This is a genomic window from Mucilaginibacter sp. (assembly GCF_028288225.1).
GTDB lineage: Bacteria > Bacteroidota > Bacteroidia > Sphingobacteriales > Sphingobacteriaceae > Mucilaginibacter.
This window is the reverse complement of the sequence record NZ_JAQBOC010000088.1, coordinates 1-15,644: the sequence shown is the minus strand read 5'-3', so window position 1 is coordinate 15,644 and position 15,644 is coordinate 1. Positions and strand designations below refer to the sequence as shown.

At 43.3% G+C, this 15,644-nt stretch carries 21 protein-coding genes and 1 tRNA gene; 5 read left to right on the top strand and 17 right to left on the bottom strand.

The window, feature by feature from the left end:
- The first annotated feature begins 71 nt into the window (after positions 1 to 71).
- The 4 genes from JWQ54_RS26025 (at position 72) to JWQ54_RS26010 (ending at position 3,377) form a co-directional block, all read left to right on the top strand.
- The gene (locus JWQ54_RS26025) at positions 72 to 992 is read left to right on the top strand and encodes an ATP-grasp fold amidoligase family protein (protein WP_299590793.1); all 921 of its coding nucleotides are present in this window, start codon (positions 72 to 74) and stop codon (positions 990 to 992) included.
- Positions 993 to 1,163: 171 nt separating this feature from the next.
- Entirely contained in the window at positions 1,164 to 1,544 is a 381-nt protein-coding gene (locus JWQ54_RS26020) for a nuclear transport factor 2 family protein (RefSeq protein ID WP_299590792.1), read from the top strand.
- 223 nt (positions 1,545 to 1,767) lie between these two features.
- Positions 1,768 to 2,805: an alpha/beta hydrolase gene (locus JWQ54_RS26015; protein WP_299590791.1), complete on the top strand. Its 1,038-nt coding sequence runs from the start codon at positions 1,768 to 1,770 to the stop codon at positions 2,803 to 2,805.
- Between the two features lie 215 nt (positions 2,806 to 3,020).
- Positions 3,021 to 3,377 (top strand): DUF5655 domain-containing protein, encoded by a 357-nt coding sequence (locus JWQ54_RS26010; RefSeq protein WP_299590790.1) that lies wholly within the window; start codon positions 3,021 to 3,023, stop codon positions 3,375 to 3,377.
- Positions 3,378 to 3,497: 120 nt separating this feature from the next.
- Here JWQ54_RS26010 and JWQ54_RS26005 read toward each other — a convergent pair whose 3' ends face one another.
- The 6 genes from JWQ54_RS26005 to JWQ54_RS25980 form a co-directional block, all read right to left on the bottom strand.
- Positions 3,498 to 4,109: a hypothetical protein gene (locus JWQ54_RS26005; RefSeq protein WP_299590789.1), complete on the bottom strand. Its 612-nt coding sequence runs from the start codon at positions 4,107 to 4,109 to the stop codon at positions 3,498 to 3,500.
- A gap of 11 nt (positions 4,110 to 4,120) precedes the next feature.
- Positions 4,121 to 4,621, bottom strand: coding sequence for a sigma-70 family RNA polymerase sigma factor (locus JWQ54_RS26000; RefSeq protein ID WP_299590788.1), 501 nt, complete (start codon positions 4,619 to 4,621; stop codon positions 4,121 to 4,123).
- A 404-nt stretch (positions 4,622 to 5,025) separates the two neighbouring features.
- Complete coding sequence (locus JWQ54_RS25995; RefSeq protein WP_299590787.1) at positions 5,026 to 6,357, bottom strand: insecticidal delta-endotoxin Cry8Ea1 family protein; 1,332 nt, start codon at positions 6,355 to 6,357, stop codon at positions 5,026 to 5,028.
- Between the two features lie 384 nt (positions 6,358 to 6,741).
- Complete coding sequence (locus JWQ54_RS25990; RefSeq protein ID WP_299590786.1) at positions 6,742 to 7,143, bottom strand: DUF5655 domain-containing protein; 402 nt, start codon at positions 7,141 to 7,143, stop codon at positions 6,742 to 6,744.
- 7 nt (positions 7,144 to 7,150) lie between these two features.
- Positions 7,151 to 7,540, bottom strand: coding sequence for a hypothetical protein (locus JWQ54_RS25985; RefSeq protein ID WP_299590785.1), 390 nt, complete (start codon positions 7,538 to 7,540; stop codon positions 7,151 to 7,153).
- Between the two features lie 26 nt (positions 7,541 to 7,566).
- Positions 7,567 to 8,469: a VOC family protein gene (locus JWQ54_RS25980; RefSeq protein ID WP_299590783.1), complete on the bottom strand. Its 903-nt coding sequence runs from the start codon at positions 8,467 to 8,469 to the stop codon at positions 7,567 to 7,569.
- 249 nt (positions 8,470 to 8,718) lie between these two features.
- On the opposite strand from JWQ54_RS25980, the gene JWQ54_RS25975 reads away from it, so the two are divergent.
- A complete protein-coding gene (locus JWQ54_RS25975; RefSeq protein WP_299590782.1) occupies positions 8,719 to 9,099 on the top strand; it encodes a hypothetical protein in 381 nt (126 codons plus the stop codon).
- Positions 9,100 to 9,224: 125 nt separating this feature from the next.
- Here the strand turns inward: JWQ54_RS25975 and JWQ54_RS25970 are convergent.
- The 11 genes from JWQ54_RS25970 to JWQ54_RS25920 all read right to left on the bottom strand — a co-directional run.
- A tRNA-Met gene (locus tag JWQ54_RS25970) sits at positions 9,225 to 9,296 on the bottom strand.
- A 77-nt stretch (positions 9,297 to 9,373) separates the two neighbouring features.
- Positions 9,374 to 10,630 (bottom strand): condensation domain-containing protein, encoded by a 1,257-nt coding sequence (locus tag JWQ54_RS25965; protein ID WP_299590780.1) that lies wholly within the window; start codon positions 10,628 to 10,630, stop codon positions 9,374 to 9,376.
- Positions 10,631 to 10,850: 220 nt separating this feature from the next.
- Positions 10,851 to 11,117 (bottom strand): dihydrofolate reductase family protein, encoded by a 267-nt coding sequence (locus JWQ54_RS25960; protein WP_367187140.1) that lies wholly within the window; start codon positions 11,115 to 11,117, stop codon positions 10,851 to 10,853.
- Positions 11,118 to 11,185: 68 nt separating this feature from the next.
- Positions 11,186 to 11,404, bottom strand: coding sequence for a hypothetical protein (locus JWQ54_RS25955; RefSeq protein ID WP_299590776.1), 219 nt, complete (start codon positions 11,402 to 11,404; stop codon positions 11,186 to 11,188).
- A gap of 655 nt (positions 11,405 to 12,059) precedes the next feature.
- On the bottom strand, positions 12,060 to 12,803 hold the full coding sequence (locus tag JWQ54_RS25950) for an isocitrate lyase/phosphoenolpyruvate mutase family protein (RefSeq protein WP_299590775.1): 744 nt from the start codon (positions 12,801 to 12,803) through the stop codon (positions 12,060 to 12,062).
- Between the two features lie 26 nt (positions 12,804 to 12,829).
- On the bottom strand, positions 12,830 to 13,198 hold the full coding sequence (locus tag JWQ54_RS25945) for a VOC family protein (RefSeq protein WP_299590773.1): 369 nt from the start codon (positions 13,196 to 13,198) through the stop codon (positions 12,830 to 12,832).
- A gap of 2 nt (positions 13,199 to 13,200) precedes the next feature.
- On the bottom strand, positions 13,201 to 13,638 hold the full coding sequence (locus JWQ54_RS25940) for a hypothetical protein (RefSeq protein ID WP_299590772.1): 438 nt from the start codon (positions 13,636 to 13,638) through the stop codon (positions 13,201 to 13,203).
- Positions 13,631 to 14,032, bottom strand: a complete 402-nt coding sequence (locus tag JWQ54_RS25935) for a hypothetical protein (RefSeq protein ID WP_299590771.1) — start codon at positions 14,030 to 14,032, stop codon at positions 13,631 to 13,633. The genes JWQ54_RS25940 and JWQ54_RS25935 overlap by 8 nt, the downstream gene beginning before the upstream one ends.
- Complete coding sequence (locus JWQ54_RS25930; protein WP_299590769.1) at positions 14,029 to 14,487, bottom strand: SRPBCC family protein; 459 nt, start codon at positions 14,485 to 14,487, stop codon at positions 14,029 to 14,031. Before JWQ54_RS25930 ends, JWQ54_RS25935 begins: the two co-directional genes overlap by 4 nt.
- 1 nt (position 14,488) lies before the next feature.
- Positions 14,489 to 14,803: a helix-turn-helix transcriptional regulator gene (locus JWQ54_RS25925; protein WP_299590768.1), complete on the bottom strand. Its 315-nt coding sequence runs from the start codon at positions 14,801 to 14,803 to the stop codon at positions 14,489 to 14,491.
- Between the two features lie 135 nt (positions 14,804 to 14,938).
- A partial coding sequence (locus JWQ54_RS25920) for an NAD(P)-binding domain-containing protein (RefSeq protein ID WP_299590767.1) occupies positions 14,939 to 15,644 on the bottom strand: 706 nt, incomplete at its 5' end.

Here is a 15,644-nt window from a genome sequence, read left to right as displayed (position 1 = left end):
TATGCTGCAACATTAACAGGCGGAGTCTGTGAAAATTAATTTTCGTGTTATTGCCACCATAAGATACTTTTTTGAAGCCTGTATTATTAAATAATAGGGAACAAAATATTTGTACACCAATTAAAACTCAAGAAGTTGTGCTAAAATATATAAAAAACTATCTTGACCATAGAGGATCATTTTCTGCAAGGATTTTAGCCCGTCACAAAGAATTCTGGCAAGATCCTGATTGTGAAAACGTAAGAAACACAGTAATGAACATTGATGATCCTATTGAAAAATGGAAAAATGCGAAAAATTGGCAAAGAAAATTGAGTAATAAATACAATTCAAGAAAATTTGCTGAAAAACACAACTGCAGGGTGGCGCAATTATATTGGCAAGGATCGGATGTGGATGAAATTAACTTTGATCTGTTGCCTGAAAATTATGTTATCCGCCCAACAATAGGCCATTCAGCTAAATCGGTTTTTTTAATGAAAAACCATTATAATCTTTTCGATAAAAAAACATACTCTTCTGATGATATAAAGCGTGTTTTAAAACAGGCAATTGATGCTAACAGCAATCTTGAGTTTTTAATTGAAGAATTTGTGAAAAGCGAGAATGGAGAATATGAAATTCCGAAAGATTATAAGATTTTTTGTTTTAACGGGGAAGTGGGGTGTATCGTAGTTGCTAACAGAATAAGTCCTCAAAAAGGGACTTGTACTTTTTACACCGAAAACTGGGAACAGCTGAAAGCATTAAACAAAATTTTTCCGGAAGGAGAATATGAAAGGCCCCCGCTTTGTTTAAATGAAATGCTTACACAGGCAAAAATATTAAGTAAAGCCTATGAAATTTTTATTAGAATTGATTTTTATGCAACTGATAAAGGAGCTGTATTCGGAGAATTTACACCAACCCCCGGATTAGGCTGCCGTTTTACAAAATCGGGGCAAAAACTATTGCTCTCTTATTGGGATAAGTATTGTTTTGGAAAAATTTGAACCGCGAGGATCAATGTTTGAATTTTTTCAGGAGACTTTGAGCTCTGTAAGTTTTCATGCCTGAAAAGTGACCTGCATCACATAGATCATGCATAACTTTAAATGTGATATAGGTCACACGGCTACCCGAGATATCCTGCCGTACTTTGCGTAATTAAAAACACAAAGAAAATGGAAACTAATCAGCAAGATTCATTAGCGATCACCCAGGCGCTGGAAGAATATTACTTCAAAGGTATATATGAAGGCGACGTTAATATCCTGGGAAATATTTTAAATCCCGGCACATTATTGTTTGGGGATGTGAAGGGGCAGCCTTACGCCAAAACGCTGGATCAATATCTCGACGGTGTAAAGAATCGCCAAAGCCCGAAAGATTCAGGCAAACCCTTTAAAGGAACGATCGTCTCGGTTGATGTGGTTAACTCTATAGCTGTTTCCAAAGTGCATGTTAAAATGTACGAGTTTAATTATGATGAGTTCCTGTCATTTCATAAAATCGATAGCCGATGGATGATCGTTAATAAAATGATCACCGATGTGGCCGAATAATTTTTAAAAAAGCTATGTTGTACAAAACAAAAGCATCCGAAATATTGGGTATTGAATATCAGTGAAATGTCGTTCGTGTCCATTGTCAATCAGCAGCTTGCTCCCTTAGACATCTGTGTTTTGAGTATCTCGGTGTACTTAAGGTATTACCCCCACTTTTGGGGATTGATATATTTGATCAATGGCTATAGTTTTGCCTAATAACAAACAACTATTACCAACCATGGAAACAAACAAAGAAAAAATACAGGCTCTTGACTTTGCTGTTGACCCTCATTTCTCACCTGAGGTTAAGGCCTTTTTAACCAATATTAATTCAGCAGGAATAAAGCTTGAAACTATGCCCAGGCAGGATGCCCGAAATGTTTTTGTTGCTGTACAGGCCTCAGTAGATGTTAATCTTTCAGGAATTGAGGAATCTGAAAAAACGATAACAACTAACGGCTTTACGATTAAACTGAATATTGTCAGGCCTTTAGCTATTAACAAAAAGCTGCCCGCGTTTATATTTATCCACGGCGGCGGGTGGATATTAGGCGATTATGATACGTATAAAAGAATAGTACGTGATCTTTCAGTGCTTTCTGGTTTCGCCGCTGTATTTATTAACTATACACTTTCACCGGAGGCACAATATCCACAGGCTGTAAATGAAGTATACGCAGCTACGAAATGGGTGGCAGAACATGGTGAAGAAATTAATATTGACGGTAAAAATATAGCCATTGTGGGCAATAGTGCTGGCGGGAATATGTCTGCCGTAACTGCGCTGCTGGCTAAGGAGAATAACGGCCCTGAAATTAAATTGCAGGTATTGATGTGGCCGGTTGTAGATGCTAATTTTGAAACTGCTTCTTATCAGCAGTTTGGGGAACAGCGTTTTTTAACTACTTCGATGATGAAATGGATGTTTGATAATTACATACCCAACCCTGATCAGCGAAAGGAGATTTATGCATCACCTTTAAAGGCTACTGTTGATCAATCAAGAGGATTACCCCCTGCACTTATTATTACCTCTGAAAATGATGTTCTAAGAGATGAAGGCGAAGCATATGGCAGAAAACTGGCGGAAGCAGGTGTGCCGGTGACTTCCATCCGTTATAATGGTACGATTCATGATTTTGGATGTTTAAATGCCCTGGCAGAAATTCCGCAAACCAAATCTTTACTTATGCAGACAGCAGCCGAATTAAAAAAGTATCTTCAAAATGATCAACCAATATTAGAACCTCACGAAGCCACCTTCACAGCTCAATAATGTTATTATAAATATAAGGCTTGGTTTCAACTGTCAGATCTTCTCCTTAAGTGGTAACAAGCGAAACGTTTTCGGTATTTAAACCGCCATGGTCGAATAAAAATGGCATACACACTCCATGTATCCGAAGTGGAGCAGGTGAATTGTATCGAAACGATTTTAGATGCCATCCATTTGCGCAGTTATATTTAGCTTTGATACTATATGAACATGACATGGATGATCCCAGGCACTTATCCGCATTTTCTATCATCAAGTCCGCGCACGCTTTAATGCTGTTCGATCATTTTATAGCTGAATTGCAAAAAATCGGCCCTGTTAGCATTCATCCGCACAAAACAATGGTCAGTATTGCCAATGCGCACAAGCGGGTAGCTTATATTACGCAAGCAGGCAAAAATTTTATTCATGTGGTATTTCCTTTTAAACAACGGTATAATGATAACCTTTGTTTTCAGCGAATCCAGGAGGTGCCTAAAAGACATACTGTGTACCATCATTTCAGGATCCTGCATAAGGAAGATATAAATGATGAGGTACGGAAGTTTATGCGGATAGCTTATGATGGGTAGCTAATTAAGCCCAATAAAAAAGTCTTAAGACTCTTGACTTAAGACTTGATCAGGTAGCGGGAGCAGGGTTCGAACCTACGACCTTCGTGTTATGAGCCCGGCGAGCTACCAACTGCGAGGTTAATTCAGCTTCTCTATATCCTCCAAAATGAATCTGAACCGCTTGAGAGGTTTTGTAAAATGTTTTTTATTTTCGAACCAGGTTGCTGTGCTATAGATCACCAGCATTCCTAAACAAACCATTACCGCCCCGGCCGGGTGGCCTTCGATCCCGCCGGGTACATAAAGTTTAAACAATATTGCTGTTAAAATAATGGAGTTGAGCGGGATGGATATTAGGTCAAACCTTTTCTTGAAGCTAAAGAATTGATCTAATGATTGATATTGATTTTTGATACCAGTACGTATATCAAAAATTTGTGGCGGCGGATTAAAGAAGGTTTGAAATTTCTTCATTAAAATAATGGTGAGTGGAATATATAATAAAATCCCGGCAGCACTTAATGTCATCATCCTGCCATCACCCCAATATTTGATGATCAGGTAGCAGGCGAAAGAATAAATAACGATTTGAAAAACAAATGACAGCCAAAAGTATTGTGCAGCATTTTTCTGCTCCATTTTTACCCTTGTCTTAATCACATTGTCTACCTCTTCCTTAATTATCGGGGAGGGATTAGATTCCTGGTTTGTTTTTTGCCAGAAATTTCTGGCTTCATCTAATGTTTCCATAATATATTTTATTAAATAATATTTTTCAGTTTTTCTTTTAGGGCTCTTTTGATCCGTACCAGCCTGACACTTACATTAGTTGTGGTAAGGCCCGTTATTTCAGCAATTTCATCGTAGCTATTGCTTTCAAGATATAGCAGGGTTATTGCTTTGTCTGTTAAAGTTAGTGTATTGATTGCTGCATAAAGCAACTCCATTCTTTCATTGATATGCTGCTGGTCATTGGTGTCGGCAACCTGGTCCCAATGGCCGGTGTGCAGGTCGGCTGTAAACTCCCGGTTGCCTTTTTTTGAATAAGTTATGGCTGTATTAAGAGCAACTTTATACATCCATGTGGAAAATTTGGCGCCTCCTTTATAACTGGGGTATGACCTCCATAATTGGTATAGTACTTCCTGGCGTGCATCTTTTCTGTCGTCAGCATCATGAAAATAGATATTACAGATCTTATGAATGATTCCATTATTTCTGTTGATGTCTTCTACAAATTTATCCTCAGTAATATTCTGCATGTTAGCGAATGATTTTGCTAAGTTATTAATACACAATTAGTATATCGAAAGTGTAAAAAACTACATGATGGCCTGAAATTATTTTGGCGGTTCAGCCTGTGGCCGGTATTCTCAAAGTATCATTAATTTACAAACAGCACTTAAACTAAAAAAGCCTCAAAATCTTTCGACTTGAGGCTTCTGACTTGCTTCGATAGAAGGAATGGGCGAAATGTCGAACTCTTTGGAGGATTTTACATTATTAAAAAATTTGTTCGCATCAGTGCAAACGCAGTCTACAGGTATAACTGTCAGAAGTTACAAACTTCGGACAACGGGCAGACTACAGGCATAGCGTAAAAGTCACCAACAGAAAAAAACGCACATGACCAATTGACCGGGCTTTTTGCATAATTCAAAAATTCCTACGCTTTCGGGAAGGAAAAATTTTGAAGGTCGCCGATCACATCCAGGAAGGTTTCCTGCGGTTTTCCGAGCTCTTCGCGCCTTTTATTGAGCACATCATTCCGGTGCCGCTCCAGCGATTCATGAGCGTTTTGTGATGCTGATCTTTCCGGCTTTTTGGTATCCATAAACTGCCCTGCGCGTTGGCTGCTTACATTGTCCCTCCACCACCATGTGGTTTTCCTAACCGCGCTATTTCCCATCGAATCAACAAACGGTTCGGTATACACCTGCATATTATTTCTGTCGTTTATCGCTTTGTTATAAGCATTTTGTACATGGTTGCGGTAAATAGTGGCATTGTCGCGCAGGGTTTGAAGGAAGCCCGACTCATTTGGGTTCATGTAATCAGGGTCTACAAGCGCCATTTCCTGTGTAAGCAGCAAATGCACCGGGGCGGCGCACATAAAGGTTTTTAGCCCCCGAACGGCATACCTGTCCTGCTTTAAGGTACCGATAACATCGGTATAGAACTTGTTGGAAAAATTTTTCAGATCGGTCAACAGGGCTCTCCTGTTGACTACATTGCTGAGGTCCAAATTTGCTTTTTGATTTTTATACTCTACACTCAGGAACTGTAAAGTGCCGTCAATAGTACCCTCAATTTTGGTGATCTCCGCGCTATCTATCTCTTCCTTTATGACTTTCCTTATTTCGCTCAGCATCTTTTCATTGTCGTTTTCCATGCCCAACTCCTTCATCACGATGTTGAGCACTACGGCGCCTACTTTGCTTAGGGCGGTAGTTGCTACTTTTGTCCCGGCAGTCTTCAGCAGGCTTTTTATCATCTTACCGGTAATGGTAAAACTAAGCTTCAACAGCCTGCGCGGGCCGGGAGGCTCTATCGGCGGTGGCGGATCGAGGTGGACAAGGTTGCCGTTATCTATCAATACCAGGTCGAAAATGTACAGGATTTCGGCCATATTGGTCCTTCTCTGCAAAACGCCGGTATTTACAGGCAAGCCGTCAATAGGCTCAAGCAGGTAACTAAAAAAATCTTCTTCTACCTCTTCGCCTTCAATAAGTGGCGCATTTTCAACCAGCCCCTGTATGGCGCAGCGCTGGGCCACCTCTATCTGCGTCATTTGCTCTTTGTTTACCTGGTAAAACTCTTCTTTTGTGGCAATGCGAGGCGGCGGACCTTTGATTTGTGATAAGGCTTGTTGTACAATTGATGACAATACATCAGGCAACAACTGGCCATTCCCCTCTGAATAGGACAGCAATGCCTCCTGTTTTGCTTTTACATAATTTGCAGCATCATTTTTAATGCCAATGAAAATTGATCTCATGTTGGTGTTGGTTAAGGTTAGGAGTTATGATTATTCGGTTAAGGTTTTAATTACACTGCTCAAATTTAATGGTTGCTTTTTTATTTTAAAATTTTAAAAAAAAAACAGATACGTCACACGAGTGCCCGGTTAAGTGTCACGCTTAAACGAAAAATAATTGCGAGTGTCTCCATTCGCGCAAACGACGAGGGCAAGATACAAAAAAGCCTCAAATCTTTCGGCTAAAAGGCTTTTGACTTTTTAAAAGGTAGCGGGAATCGTACTCAACTCGAACCGTTTAGTTTAAGATTTGGAAATTTTATCGAATTTATCTTTTCGGACACTTAGCCAGGTGAACTGCTGATGTATTCAGATACTGTCATTATTTATTTGATTGTTTTTTGATCATAACAGCAGATAAGATTCCCGAAGGTGGTTAAATAAAGCCGGCCGTAGATCATCCAGCAACGAGATGCGGATATGGTTTTCGAACTTATTCCCGGCAGCGGTACTTTTAAGCACCGGTTTTTCTGGGTGCGGTACTTTTGAATAGAACTTGAGGTCCAGTTTCTTTTTCATCGGCCGGATCACCAAAAAGGTCAGCCGCCGGGTGAAAACGATGCAGTTCGGCGTAGTACCGACGAGTACGCCCTCCCAATCCGCGACCTCGGCCAACAGCTTATCGAATACCAGCACCAGTTCGGCCGGTCGGCCTGCGAACAAACTGTTGAGACTGACACGCGCGCAATAGTGGCGCTGCTCCGGTTTTGGTAGCTCTCGCTCACATTTCGGACAGGTCCAGCTCATAGGTGATCTATTTTTTTCGTTTTTCGAGCATCGCTGCGATACTGATAGCGGAACAATCAGCGATCAGTTTGGCCATGACCGCTACCGGTATACCGGCTTCATCTTTAAAATTGATACAGCCTTTCTGAAACTTAGCATCCGGCAACAGCTTTTCAAATTGCTGATGCAGCGCCGGGTTCATATACATCGGCAAGCAATGCAGCGACATATACTGCTTCGTACTGGCCAGCCCGTACTTCATATAACCACGCTCCTCGTATAAGATCATTTCCTTACCCATCATCGGCTTCACGACCGGGATAACCGTCAGGTCGTTCGCCATTATAGCCTCGTGCAACGCGGTTAAAACGACCTGTCTTTCGCTGGGCGCTCCGCTGATGAATTCCGTAATACTCATAGACCAAGGTAAGCAAAATTAATTGATCACTCACCATTGTAGGCGCGCTGTAGGGCTGCGATGTCAACTTTCTTCATCGTCATAAAAGCCTGCGTAACGCGTGCGATCTGTTCAGCGCTGCCATTCTTGAGTGCATCGAACATGACGGTGGAGGCTACCTGCCATGATACGCCGTATTTGTCCTTCAGCCAGCCGCATTGGCCGGGTTCACCATCAAATGCAAGTTCCGACCAGTAATAATCGATCTCTTCCTGGGTTTCACATGGAATCAATAGCGACAGCGCGTCGTTAAAACTGAAACCATGCGGATGCGCGCTGTCCATGGCGGCCAGCCAGGTTTGGTCGATGTAAAAATCAGCAAACATGAGTGTGCCTGCTTTGTCCGGCCCCAGATCCTCCTGGCGCGGGGCCGTATTACCACGTTTGCTGTCTTTAAACACGGAACAGTAAAAGTCGATGGCTTCATCGGCTTTACCGGCCACCGGTTCGGTGAACAACAACGATGGAACAATCACAGGCCTTTCTTCACCGGATGGGTTGGTCAGGATGAGCTGCCAGGATACACCGTATTTATCAGCTACCCAGCCGTAGCGTTCGCTGAAGGGATAGCTATCCAGTGGCATCAGCACTTTTCCATTTTCGATCAGCTTGTTCCAAACCTCGCCGATGCGTTTTGCGGCATCCGGATCGTGCGAGGGGTCAAAGTTAATCATGAACGAAATGGACGGGTTGATCCCGAGGCCTTGCCCGGCGCTGATACCAAAGAACGGCTGGCCGGCAACGGTAAATTCTACCACTTCGCAATCGCCGCCGGGCATTGGAAAATGATTGGCATAATTGATGGCCGAGTCAGGCATGAATGATGCGTAAAACTCAGCTGCTTGTTTTGCTTCCTGGTCGAACCAGAGGTGTGGTTTGATGGGTAACATAGTTAAATGATTTTGGTGTTGATATATAGTTAAAATTCGTAAGCGTTAATTGTTTTAATAGCGTTGTTTAACTATCTCAAAATTAAATGATTTTTTGCTGCCAGGGCGGGGGGATTCGGGACATTTTAGGGGTGTGTTGCGACAATATTTCACTGGCTGTCAGATCTTCAAACTAAATGAAAGGCCCTTTGTTTTTCATTCAGGTAAGCTATATTGCACTTATTGAAGAATAACATTTATTCCTGAGCCATGAAAAAGCCAGTGCCGTTCGATTTTCTGCTGGATTATTTACCTGCCGGCGTAATAGTCAAGCCGGCTATTGGCATGTTCTATATTTATTTCGATCAAAAGATCGTATTGATCTTCCGGCGGGTCGGAAAGAACCCGCAGCACAATGGTATTTGGATCTCCACTAAGCGGGAAGATCACGCCAGTTTGAAAGCGAAGATTCCGGCCATTACTGATTTTGTATTCGATGAGGGCGAGACCTTTGATATAGCATGGCTGCTGCTCAGCGACAGCCACGATGATTTTGAAACCGCCGCGATACAGCTTTGCGAACTTGTTTCGCGCAAGGATAAAAGAGTAGGCAAAGTAACGCCTAAGAGCGCAGCGATGTTTGAGCGCTAAGCTTGATGAAATTGTTGATTATGACGAACTGATTTTGCGGTGAACAAATCAGAGAGATGTATAATTAGATTAGTATTGATTTATAAAGGATTTGTGTACCTTTTTTCTTAGGACGAGACATCAGGTAGCGGGAGCAGGACCCGAACCTACTACTTTCGGGTTATGAGCCCGACGAGCTACCAACTGCTCCATCCTGCACTGTTTTTATTTTTCATGCCATTACAAATGGCGTCACTTTTTAAATGCCGCCATTGTGATTATATAAGGGCTGTTATTACAAACTTTGTTCCTGCGATAAACTGTTCAACGGGATGCATTCCATACTTAAAATCTGCTCCATAAATTCAAGAACCGGTTTAACCTGCATATGGCTGGGTGATGTGAGCGCCATATTTATAGAGCCGTTGATGGTTGCAATGCCAACGGTTTGGCTGCCCTCATAGCCGGTTATGGTGATAGGCCCCCATACGGCATCTAATTTTAGCTTTCCAAAGGTACTTTCAAACGGTAGAGCGCCAACATTGGTTATCATATATTCATTAGCCAGGACGGTATCTGTAAACTGTGCTGTACCTTCGGCATTTACACCACTCGTTATAAGTCCGAATACTGCCCGGGCAAATCCCAAAATTTCTTCTTCTGAACTGGCGCCGGCTAAACTTTCTTTGGCATACCGGGCAATATCCCAGAAGGCGCTAATCTTCTCCATATCAAAAGGAATTACACGACCAGCAATAGATAGACAGACGGTTTCACCGGCACCCAAGGTTTCGCGGGCTGATGAGGGACTAAATAAACGAATTGGCTGGGGTTTCCAGGTTTTACTGGCCAGTGCCAGGGCAGCGCTCAAAGCGCCGTGAACCGTAGTACCTTCCTGTTTGGAACGTTTAATGACCTGGCTGGAAAGCTCTGGCGACAATTGCAAAAGCTGGATCTGCGGGGTTGTCTTAACGGCTTGCGGCTGTTGGCTGAGTAAGGCAATGTCTGCATCGCTTGCCGGAAACTGACTAAGCGCGTTTTTAGGCAGGTCGGTATAATCATCAAGCGATGGAGGCATGGCATAAGGTTCGGCATATTTCCCGTTCGTTGCATTCAGCAGATCGCGGATAACGAAAGACAAAGACCGGCCATCAGCTATGGCGTGATCGGCAATCAGGGCAATAACTGATTTGTTTTGATATTCATACAAAACAGCCCTTATAAGCGGAGCAGAGGCGGCATGAAATCTATTAATCGCCTCATGCTCTAAGTCTGCTATCCATGCTGTTTCGGATGTGGCTTTCACAATCCTTAACGGAATAGTGGCGCCGGGTTGGGTTACAAATTCAGGGGCGTTATTTTCATTAAGATTAATGCTTACAGAAAGTAAAGGATGCAGTTGCTGCACAGCTGCCAGGGCATTTTCCCAGGCCGTAACCGGTAAGTTGCCTGTAATTTCTGCTACCATAGTAAAATGTACCGGTCTTTCCAGATTAAACAACCAAAAAAACCTTTCAAATCCACCAAGTGGACGACGAGTTTGTGTTTTCATAGAAATATCATGTAGGGGTGATGTGTTAAACATGATACAATATTATTGACAGGCGCATTTGATTCATATCCCCAATAAAGGTGAGACTTATACCCGGATTTTGCACATGCATATTTTTGCTGCAACGCGTCAATTCAATGTCCAGCCCCACTTGCAGCAATACTTTTGTTATGCGTTCGTGTTACTGTCGTCACGAAGATCTGTCGTTTCAACTATGCACTCATTTTTTTGTCGGCTCATAGTAAAGAGTTACTGCACCACAACCAAATGTTTTTGTTTTTAAGAGTTTAAGATTAACTCTATCCTTCACGTTTTTAAATAATGGTAAGCCGCTTCCTAAAATAATTGGCTGAACGCTAAGCTGGTATTCATCAATTAAGTCAAGATGCGTTAAGGCCACTATTAAACTTGGGCTGCCAACTAAAATGTTTTTACCCGTCTGTTGCTTGAGTTTTAAAACTTCTTCTTTAGTGACTTCCTTTTTCAATTTTGTATTTCCCCAATCAACACTTTTCGGCGTGCGGGAAAAAACAACCTTTGAGATATTATCTATTGTTACTGCAAATTCATCCCTTGATTTGTTACCGGTAGTGTTTTTACGACAGATGGCCAATAACTTTCCATAAGTTGATATGTTATCCTTCCGTATAAAAGGGTGCCTGCATTTCTTAACAGCTCAGTATAATGTTGATGTATTTCTTCATCTGCAATCATTGCCGTGTGGTTGCAAAACCCGTCAAGTGTCATATTGATTGCTGCAATTAGTTTTCTCATAATTTTGTTTTTAATTGTGATTATTTTTTTTCTGTTCGTTTCTTGCAGAAAGTTCAAGTTAGCACTGCTGCCAAGCAGGACGCATAACTTGGTTTTAGTCGCTATAGAAATGGGGGCTGATTGTGCTAATCCCCTAAATTCAATATGGAAAGGCGCATACATTGCCTTAGAATGATTGCGCCAATCCCCTCAAATTTATGCAAAATCGATTCACACCCATCGCTGTCCGAAGTTTATAACTTCGGACGAATATGCCGACAGCCTCCAACTATCGAATATAAGCAAAAAGCCCCTAAAATCTTCCGACTTGAGGGGCTTTCATTTTGTAGCCCGTGAGGGACGCTTCACGCATCGCTTTGTAGAAGATTTAAAGGCGTTAGGCAGTGTCTTTGATGAACAAACGTCCTACTAGGACTATTATCAAATTAGCACAATAAAACTGATGCTCGACACTTATCCGCGCAATAACATGGTCAATTTAGCCCGGAATGATGGCGTTTTTAATAAGCCCGATTTTAATGCCAGTTATAAATCCTTTTTCAAATCGCTCTTCAATCAACCACCAAAATAACTAAAAAACGGTGGTTTTGTTTGTCCTGGGTATTGTTAACCGATGTTCGGGTGGGGTGCGCCTTCTTAGCAGCTAAAAACAAAGTTAATATAAGGGCGTGAATGATTGTTCCGTTTGAATAGCCTGGACGAGCTTTTCTAATTGCCCGTAAGTTGCTTTATATAACAGCACCGCCATACTGATCCGCTTTACACCGCTTTCAGCCAGCGCTTCGATGGAGCCAAGCTTGGGCACACCAACCACATTTACGGGCAGCGTGACCGACGCGGCGATCTCCTTAACCAGCGACCTGTCTTGTAAGCCAGTGACAAATAAACCATCCGCGCCAGCATCCGCATATAATTTGGACCTTTTCAAAGTTGTTTCCAGCGGGGATTCCAGTTTTTGCAAGAATCCATCCGTCCGGGCATTGATAAACAACTGTTGATTGGTCTGCGTTAAATAATTTTTAATGCTGGTCAGCTTTTTTAAGTAAATGTCTTCACCCTGTGCGTCTTCCAGGTTGATGCCCGCTACACCAAGGTCAATGAGTTTTTGGATATTGTCGTTTAATTCGTTCAGGTCATCGGTATAACCTCTTTCCAGGTCAACAGACAAGGGGATGCTGATGCAGGCTGCTATTCGTTGAATTACATACAACAGTTCACTGAACGGAATCTTTTCACCATCGGCATAGCCTAATGAATCCGCGATAGCCCCGCTGGAGGTCGCTATAGCGGCGTAGCCCTGAGCTTCGATGAGTTGTGCACTTTTTACGTTCCAGGCATTAGCGATGATCAACGGTTTTTCCTGGTGGTGTAATTGCACGAATTTTTCGTAATTATTCATAGTTATCAGTTTTAAAGAGTCACGACTTATTTCATCGAATGAAAAGCGATCCGGTTGCCTTCGGTGTCAATAAAACGCCCCATAAAACCGTTTGGGCCAATGGAAGTTTTGGGCAGGATGATCTTGCCGCCGGCTGCTTCCACTTTAGCTAAAGGAATGTCCAGGTCATCGCCGCCGTTCAAATAGATCAATGCGCCTTGCTGTGAGGGTTCATAACCTTCTTCTTCCAGCAGGCCGCCGCCGATCTCGCCGTTCTGCATATCCGCCGGGAACATCGCGTATTTCATATCGGGAAACGGGGTGATCATTTCGATACCGAGTACCGCTTCATAAAAGGCTTTCGCCCGTGCTAAATTTTTGGCTGGAATTTCAAACCAGTTGATTGCATGTGCCATATTTATAGGTTGTTAAGTGCTTCATTAATTTTGACCATATCCGGCCCGGTTCCCGTTCCTTCATAAAAGGACAGGTCTTCGTCTATATCTACGAGCCGCAGGCATTGCCCGCCCGGTGCCTGGAAATACAGGTGCGGATCGGGTATATCCAGTTGGTGAACCAAACCAGAGTCGAGGATTTTTTTGCGTGTCGCCGCTACGTTATCGGATTTCAGCTCCAGCCAAATGACGCGGGCGCTGCGGTGGAACTCGCTGGCGTCTTCCACTTCGCCATAAAGGAAGGCGATAAAGAAGTTGTCGCCGAGGCGGATAAAGTCGCGGTCGGGATCGGCCTGCATAAGCTGACCGCCCAATACTTCAACATAAAACAGATTGATATTGTCCCGGTCTTTGCGCGGAACCAGTATCGAGGAATGATTGCCGAAGATTACTTTAGTCATAACGCTTTTGATTTTTGATAAGCAAATAAGGTACTGATCCCGGCGAGCAGCGAGAACGCAGCGACAAATGGGAAGAAATAGATGAATTCCGTGATGGCCATAAAAACCAGAAACAGCCCAATAAAAGTATCATGCTGCGTACCGGCGCTGATGACAACAGCCACAGTAAAATACTGATCAGCAAGAGTACGCCGATCATGATAAAACCATAGCCATTAAAAAAGGAGGCTAATGTTAATGACCTTCCCATGAAATCAAAGTGTTCGTTTTCCATGCCAGTAACAACGGCAGCCACACGGACGTTCGGCGCGTTTTTCCAGGTCAGCGCGCCCATGGTGTGCCCTAATGTATGCAACAATATGAGGACGGCTGCGATTCTTAATGCGATTTTCATTGGTCGGCGAATTGTTTATACAGATTCATGATCTCGCCCCAGCCTTGGTCCATGCTTTCCACGACTTTGCCGTTGCCCAGTTTGTGCAGGTCTTTATGCTCGAATTTGACGCGGGTGGTAGTAGGTCCTTCGGGAATAAATTCGGTAACCACTTCAGTAATGAGGTTAGGGTTGCATTTGAAATCACCATCTATCTGCCAGGCCAATACGAGAAGGTCATAAGGCTGATAGGTCATCACATAACCGACATTTGCCTCGCTACCGTCGGTATGTTTGGAATACCATCGGCCATCCACGTGCGGTTCGACGACCATTTCGGTCATCTCGGCGCTGCCGATATGGTGGGTGCGCGGCCACCACAAATCTATTTTGCGGGTGAATACTTCAAAGGCGGTCTGTTGCGAGGCTTCGACCGTAAATTCTTTTTTGATGGAGGTCAGATTGATGGTTTGCATATTATTTTTTGTCTTTTTCGGTTTGTTCGGCCAGAGCTTTGAAATTGGTTAGGGCATCATCCCAGAACTGGTCTAAATAATTTCTCATGGCTAATATCCCGTCGCGATTGAGTTCATAAATATTGTTATTGCCTACCGTTTTCAGGGTGATCAGCTTGGCTTCTTTCAGTACTTTGAGGTGCTGTGATACGGCGGGGCGGCTGATGGGTAAGCCATCGGCGATGTCCACTACGGCCATTGGCCGATGCTGTAGTTTTTCGAAGATTGCCCGGCGGGTTGGATCGCCCAGCGCATTAAAAGCTAATTGACTATTCATATTTCTATTAGTAAGTATTAACTTACGGTAAGTGCAAACTTACTAATAGTTTTTAAATATGCAATACCTGAATTAAAAAAAAGCCGGATGCAAGGCACCTGGCTTATGGATCAGCTGTTTTGATTGGTTTGTTTTCTAATCCTTAAAGGCCTTCAGCCAAGCCGGAAAATCGGCCGCCATGGCTGCTTCATTAGCCTGATGTTGTCCGATGATGGTGTCGCGCATCTCAGACCAATTCGTTCCCATGGCATCAACGCGTTTTTTGACTTCATCCAGCCGAATGTCCCTGCAATAAATCGTGCTGCCCGGTTGCTGTTTCCAGGAGTCAGCGATTGTGCCGATATCAAAAGGATCGTACCCCAATTCGTCTACCAGTCTAAAAGCAATCGCTTTTGCCTGGGCGCTATCACCTGAAACCGCCAAAGCGATACGGTCTTTATCACCTTTCGGCCTGCCCGGCAGGTTCAGGCTGGTCGCGAAAATGGAGTTGAATACCTTAACCACCGGAACGCCCAGTTGCTGCTGAACCCATAAGCTGTCCAGGCCGCTTTGCTCCAATGAGGGTATCACCCCATCGCGGAGAGCCGGGTAATAGTTCCCGGTATCAATAACCACTACGTTTTCCGGCAGGTCATTAAACAAGCCTTCTGGAATATCGCGAATATTCTTTTGAGGGATGGCTACGATGATGTAGTGCTTATTTTTTCCCGCATATGCTACCGTAGCGGCTTCCGCGCCTGTTTCTTCGGCAAGCTCTTGTAAGGATTCCGGGCCACGGGAGTTGGCAATAGCGACCGAATGTCCCAGTTTTATAAATTGGGCTGCCAGGCAACTGCCGATT